This window comes from Acidobacteriota bacterium (genome assembly GCA_022340665.1).
Taxonomy (GTDB): Bacteria; Acidobacteriota; Thermoanaerobaculia; order Thermoanaerobaculales; family Sulfomarinibacteraceae; genus Sulfomarinibacter.
On record JAJDNM010000101.1, the window covers coordinates 1 to 5,595 of the forward strand.

The following is a 5,595-nucleotide window of genomic DNA, read 5'->3' on the forward strand; positions in this document are numbered from 1 at the left end:
TGCCTCGGTGCGACCGAGCACGATCTCTGTTTCTCTCTCGAGGGCTCCGTTGGAGGGGATATGATCTTTGCCGACGGTTTCGAGTCGGGGAACACATTGGAGTGGTCGAGCGCCGTGCCATGAGTTTTTGAGTCACTTGCCCCGAGAACCACCGAGGCAGGACGGCGGTCTTCCTGCGCAGCTATTCGGGGATCGGCCCGAGGCTCGGCATGAAGGTGTGGACCAGGGCCTTGAATATGGGGAAGGTGGTGACCTCGTATCGGTTCATGAGGACGATGAATACGGCCTCTTGATCCGGAAATCGGGAGAAGCGTGCGACGAAGCCGGCGACCATACCGCCGTGCTGCTGGCGGGTGAGCTCCCTGTAAGGTGTGACGTCCCAACCGAAGCCGTACTTCGTGTCGTTGCCATCCAGGAGAACAGCTCCGGTCCACATCTGCCTCTTCGACTCGTTGCTCAGGACGTTCTCTCCATAGAGAGCTGCGTCCCATTTCGCGAGGTCGCTGGCGGTTGAAAGGAGACCACCTGCTCCGAGGGTGGAGGACGTCTCGGTGGGTCTTCGGTTGATCAGCTCGCCCGACTTGTCGACCCAATAGCCCGCGGCCCGATCGGGAATGATGGTTTCCGGATCCGCCATGCGGGTCCGGGTCATGCCGACAGGCTCGAAGATGCGGTCTTCGAGCACCTCCCCGAGTGGTTTCCCCTCCACCCCCTCGACGATCATACTCAGCAGGAAGTAGCCTGTATTGCTGTAGTTCCAGGCGGTTCCAGGTTCGAAGTCCATGGGTCGGGAGTGGGCGATGCGAATCACCTCCTCCGGTGTGAGGCGGAAACCGTAGATATCGTAAGTGGCAATTTCTTCATAGTCCGGAATGCCGGAGGTATGCGTCATCAGCTGTCGAACCGTCACACCGCGCCACTCGCCGGGCAGGAAGGGCAGATGGGCATGGATCTGGTCGTCGAGTCCGAGCCGGCCCTCCTCGACAAGCATCATCGCTGCCGAGGAGACGAACTGTTTCGAGATGGAGCCGATCTCGAAGACCGTCGTTTCGCTGACGGGCACCGACAGCTCGACGTTGGCCATTCCGTACGGCTTGAGGTGGATCATGCGGCCCTTCGAGGCCACCGCCACGAGGACCCCGGGAATGTGGTTCTTCTCCATGTAGTCTTCGATCCGCCGATCCAGCTCGGTCAAGCGCTCGTTGGTCGGAGTCACGATCTGGGCGGATGCCGAGCCGGTCGCGAGGATCAACGCGGCCAGAGTCGGGGCGAGACCCAGAACGACGAGGCTGGGGTCACTTGGTTTCCGTATGGTCAGCATCAACATCTCCCTAGGTGAATGAAATGCGGCTCCCGCGGCAAACGTTTGGACCCTAAGAATACCGCCCCGAAACCGGCGGGCAAGGGCACAGACCAATGGTGAAGGCAGTCTCTTCCCAAAGTCCCGGCTTCACCTCACGCAGAGATCAGGCACGAGGCGCGCCCGGTATTCGGTCGAGAAACCCTGGGTTGGAGGAATTTGGCTCCATATTTCGTCGAGTTCACGCGAAAATTCTCTGCGAAACAGGTCTTCGTAAATGACTTCCCAGTCGATGTCGCCACCTTCGTCCCATTGATCGCTCAGGTGGACCTGATTCCATGCCGAGGCCGCTTCGTCGTACCCGTGGTTGGCACTGCCGGTCAGCTCAAGTGCCACGAAACAATGGAGCAGACCTCGCTCGACGAGGATGCCATTTGCCGGGCCGAAGTAATTCCTCATCAGGTCGTGGTACGTGGTGATTGACGCGGGGATGTTTTCGACTGCGATGAACTCGATCAGATAATCGATGCCGGCAGGGGCATCTGGGTACGAGGGTTCAGGCGAACCGAAGCACGAGTTCGCCGTGCACCTCATTCGTTGTTTGCGAATCACGGTGAAAATCGAATTTTTGTCGTCGGTCGCGCACGCCGAGTCTTCGCCGTGGAACAGTTCTCCGTTAGACGTGCCGGGCGCGAGTCCGGCGACCAGCAGGAAAGACCAGGCAGGCGTCACGTGGAGGGTCGTCTCCATGTCGATCAACTCGAAGACGCTGACCGTAGATACCGTTCCGCTTTCCCGTAGATCTTTCCACCGAGGCAATAAGCAGCTCCGGAGGTGGGCAAGATAAGCTGCTCTTCGACCCTGTACCACGGAGACCAGTTGGACGACGAACTCAGCGCCAGGCGTGTCAGTGGGCGTCGACGGTGGGTCAGATGGATGTTGGTATTCGACAGTGCACGATGCGAGCACGACAAGCGCGATCACAACCGCGAGTGCGCGCAACACGATGTGAGGGGATGTCACGGATCACATTGTCACACGAGGTGTCACCGGGTCACAAGCTGCACGAGGCACCTGCGCACGGGAGGATTACTCTCTCGGGATCCGGCTCGCGTTCTCTGCCAGCCAACCCTTGAAGGTCTGCACGTTCGGCAAGAGCGAACGTGAAAAACCAAGGTCACGATGGCCGCAGAACAGGTCCTGGAAGTCACGCTTGAACTGGAACATGTTGCCGAGATCCTCTGCGCCGGGGAAGCCGAGCCCCCGGTAGACATCCGGCTCGATCGAGTTGTAGACCACCTTTGCGTCGTAGGCCTGGGAGAGGGCGTCGGCCATCTCCGCACCGGTCAGGTGCTCGCCGGCGATGCCGACCGTCTCGCCTATGAACTCGTCGCCACGCTTGAAGATCTCGTAGGCGGCTCGTCCGATGTCCTCGGCCGCAATCCCTGGGAGCTTGCCCTCGCCCATAGGCAGGGTCAGCGCCAGGGTACCGTCCGGACCTTCTTTCGGCCCCATTCCAAAGTGAATCAGGTTGTCCCAGTAGAACGAGGTCAGCAGATTGGTGGTCGGAACGCCTTCGTCCGAGAACACATGGTCGGACTCGCCCTTGGCGTCGAAGTGGGGGACCTTGTACGACCCCATGAGTGTCGGCATGCGATCGTCCTCGAGCGGCACCCACCGGCGGGTGTCCTCGAGAGTCGACCAGATGACGTGCTCGACGCCGGCCTTTCTGGCGGCGACCGCCATGTTCCTGATGTGCTCCTTCTCCTTCTCCGGCGAGAAATGCTCCCAGAAGAAGGTGACGCAGTAGGCACCGTGTGCACCATCGAATGCCCTCTCGAGACTCTCGACGTCGTCGAGGTCTGCCGCCACGACCTCAGCGCCCATCGCCGCGAGTTCCCGCGCTTTCGGGGAGTCCGCATTCCTGGTGACGGCTCGGGCAAAAAACCCTCCGTCCGAATCGTCGAGGATTGCGCGTACTAATCCGCCGCCCTGTGCCCCGGTGGCCCCGACGACGGCGATGATCTTCTTCTCGGACATGGCTTACCTCCCGGTGTCGTCGAGCGCCGGGTGCGGTGCTCGACTGTGGTTGCGATTCGGTCCCTTTTAACAACAACAGTCACCGAAGAGATCTTCCAAGTCCGGCGTTCCTCCTCACTTCTCGCGCTGGCGTTTCATCTGTTTGGAGGCCTTTTTGATCGATTTCCACTTCTTCCGCTCGGCGCGCTCCGCGCCCTCGTCCTGTTTGATCTCGAGATAGTCAAGCTCTCGCTGGAGCTTCTGATAGCTTTCCAGGCGTTCTTCCTCGATCTCTCCCGCGTCGACCGCGGCGAGCACCGCGCATCCAGGCTCATTCGCGTGACTGCAGTCGCCGAACTTGCAGCGCTCCGCGAGAGCTTCGATCTCACCGAAGGTGTCGCCGAGGGCGTCGTCCGTGCTCCACAGCTGGATTTCCCGCAGACCGGGGTTGTCGATCAGCAGGCCTCCGCGCGGAAGCTCGAACATCTGGCGATGAGTGGTCGTGTGGCGTCCCCGATCGTCACTCTCGCGAACCTCTGCGGTGCGCATGGCGTCGCGGCCGAGGAGCCGGTTGATCAGCGTCGACTTGCCGACTCCCGACGAGCCGATGAGCACGACCGTTTCGCCCCGGTTGAGATACGGACTGAGCTGATCAATGCCCCGATCTTCCCGGGCGCTCAGCGACAGGACCGGAACTCCGGGCGCGATGCTCTCGACCTCCCGGCGCAAGCTGTCGGCGTCCTCCGGGACATCGGCCTTGTTGAGCACGACGACCGGCAGCGCGCCGCTCTCCCAGGCTGTCGCCAACAGGCGCTCCATGCGTCGCAGATTGAAATCACCGTCCAGTCCCATGACGAGAAAGACGGTGTCCACGTTGGCCGCGACGACCTGTTCTTCGGTCCTGTCTCCTGCGACGTTTCTCGACAGGCGGGTCTTCCTCGGGAGGATTTCGTGGATGACCGCCGAGCTGCAGTCTTCGGCCTTCTTCGCGGCGACCCAGTCGCCGACCGCGGGAAGGTCGGCGGAGCTGTAAGCGTTGTGTCGAAGCCGTCCACTCACGTACGCCTCGATCTCCACCTCGGCCGTTTGCACGAGGTAGCGGCCCCGGTTTGACAGGGTGACGCGCGCGGCAGTCAGACCGCGCTCGCGAAAGGGTTCGAAAGCGTCGGATAAATGCTGAGTCCAGCCGTAGGTTTCCAGAGTCATTCGAGATCTCAACTCAACCGTCCGATGTGATTGTAGCCGGTGTACCGGCCGGGAATTCAATCGAATAACAAACCATCGTCAGCGTCGTAGAAGTGAAACAATGCCGATCGGGTGGTTGGGGGAGGTTCGCATGCTTCACACGGTTCGAGCAGTTCTGGGTCTGGTGCTGTCAGTCTTTGTCCTCACCTCGTGTTCTCGGAACCGAGATCCGGGACCGGAGGCGGAACCGGCGCTGGATAGGAGGACTCCCGAGGAGATTGCGGCGATCCTCGAAGAAACCCTGCCGGATTTGATGGGGGCGGCCAAGATTCCGGGCCTGAGCATTTGCCTGATCGACGACTTCCAGGCCGCCTGGTGCGACGCTTTCGGTGTCGCGATCGAAGGTGTACCGGCTACGACGGAGACGGTCTTCCAGGCGGCGAGCCTCAGCAAGCCGGTATTCGCCTACACGGTGCTGAGAATGGTCGACGAAGGAGTGCTCGATCTCGACGCACCGCTCATCGACTCCATTGGCATCGACGCGGCCAGGGCCAATCACCTCGGAGAGAGCTTCGATGATCCGCGGGTTAGAGAGATCACCGCACGGATGGTGATGACCCACAGAACGGGATTTCCGAACTGGCGAGGGAGGGGTGAGCTGACATTCATCTTCGACCCTGACGAACGGTTCGGCTACTCGGGCGAGGGCTTCGGCCTGCTGCAGAAGGTGGTCGAGCGCGTCACCGGGACGCCGATGGAGGAACTCGTGACCACCTACACCTTCGAACCGCTCGGCATGACGAGCTCGACCTATACCGCTTCCGAGGTCGATCTCGACCGGTACGCATGGCCGCACCGGGCATGGGGCGAGGTCCAGCCGAAGCCGGATGATTTCGAGGAACGGCGGAGGAAGGCCCGACCGCACGCGGCCGCGAGCCTGGTTACGACCGCCTCGGACTACGCGCGATTCCTGGTCGCTCTCTCGACAGGCGAAGGCTTGGCAGATGCCACCCATGAGGCCCTGCTGCGGCCGCAAAGCGATGTCGGTGATGATGGGCTGGTTTCCTGGGGCCTCGGCACCGGGCTCGAGC

Annotated in this window: 5 protein-coding genes; 1 reads left to right on the plus strand and 4 read right to left on the minus strand. The window is 61.4% G+C overall.

The genetic code is table 11. The annotated features are described in order from the left end of the window. Window positions 1-181: 181 nt before the first annotated feature. The 4 genes from LJE93_11990 to rsgA form a co-directional block, all read right to left on the minus strand. Window positions 182-1,321, minus strand: coding sequence for a beta-lactamase family protein (locus tag LJE93_11990; protein ID MCG6949622.1), 1,140 nt, complete (start codon window positions 1,319-1,321; stop codon window positions 182-184). A gap of 129 nt (window positions 1,322-1,450) precedes the next feature. Beyond that, window positions 1,451-2,323, minus strand: coding sequence for a hypothetical protein (locus LJE93_11995; protein ID MCG6949623.1), 873 nt, complete (start codon window positions 2,321-2,323; stop codon window positions 1,451-1,453). Between the two features lie 66 nt (window positions 2,324-2,389). Continuing rightward, window positions 2,390-3,340, minus strand: a complete 951-nt coding sequence (locus LJE93_12000; GenBank protein MCG6949624.1) for an NmrA/HSCARG family protein — start codon at window positions 3,338-3,340, stop codon at window positions 2,390-2,392. A gap of 114 nt (window positions 3,341-3,454) precedes the next feature. Continuing rightward, a complete protein-coding gene (rsgA, locus tag LJE93_12005; protein MCG6949625.1) occupies window positions 3,455-4,525 on the minus strand; it encodes a ribosome small subunit-dependent GTPase A in 1,071 nt (356 codons plus the stop codon). A gap of 130 nt (window positions 4,526-4,655) precedes the next feature. On the opposite strand from rsgA, the gene LJE93_12010 reads away from it, so the two are divergent. Further along, window positions 4,656-5,595: beta-lactamase family protein (locus LJE93_12010; protein MCG6949626.1), on the plus strand; the 940-nt coding region annotated here is incomplete at its 3' end.

Bases quoted from the DNA above. Each gene is read 5' to 3' on its own strand.
- LJE93_11990 (MCG6949622.1), bottom strand. From the start codon at position 1,321: ATGCTGACCATACGGAAACCAAGTGACCCCAGCCTCGTCGTTCTGGGT.
- LJE93_12000 (MCG6949624.1), bottom strand. From the start codon at position 3,340: ATGTCCGAGAAGAAGATCATCGCCGTCGTCGGGGCCACCGGGGCACAG.
- rsgA (MCG6949625.1), bottom strand. From the start codon at position 4,525: ATGACTCTGGAAACCTACGGCTGGACTCAGCATTTATCCGACGCTTTC.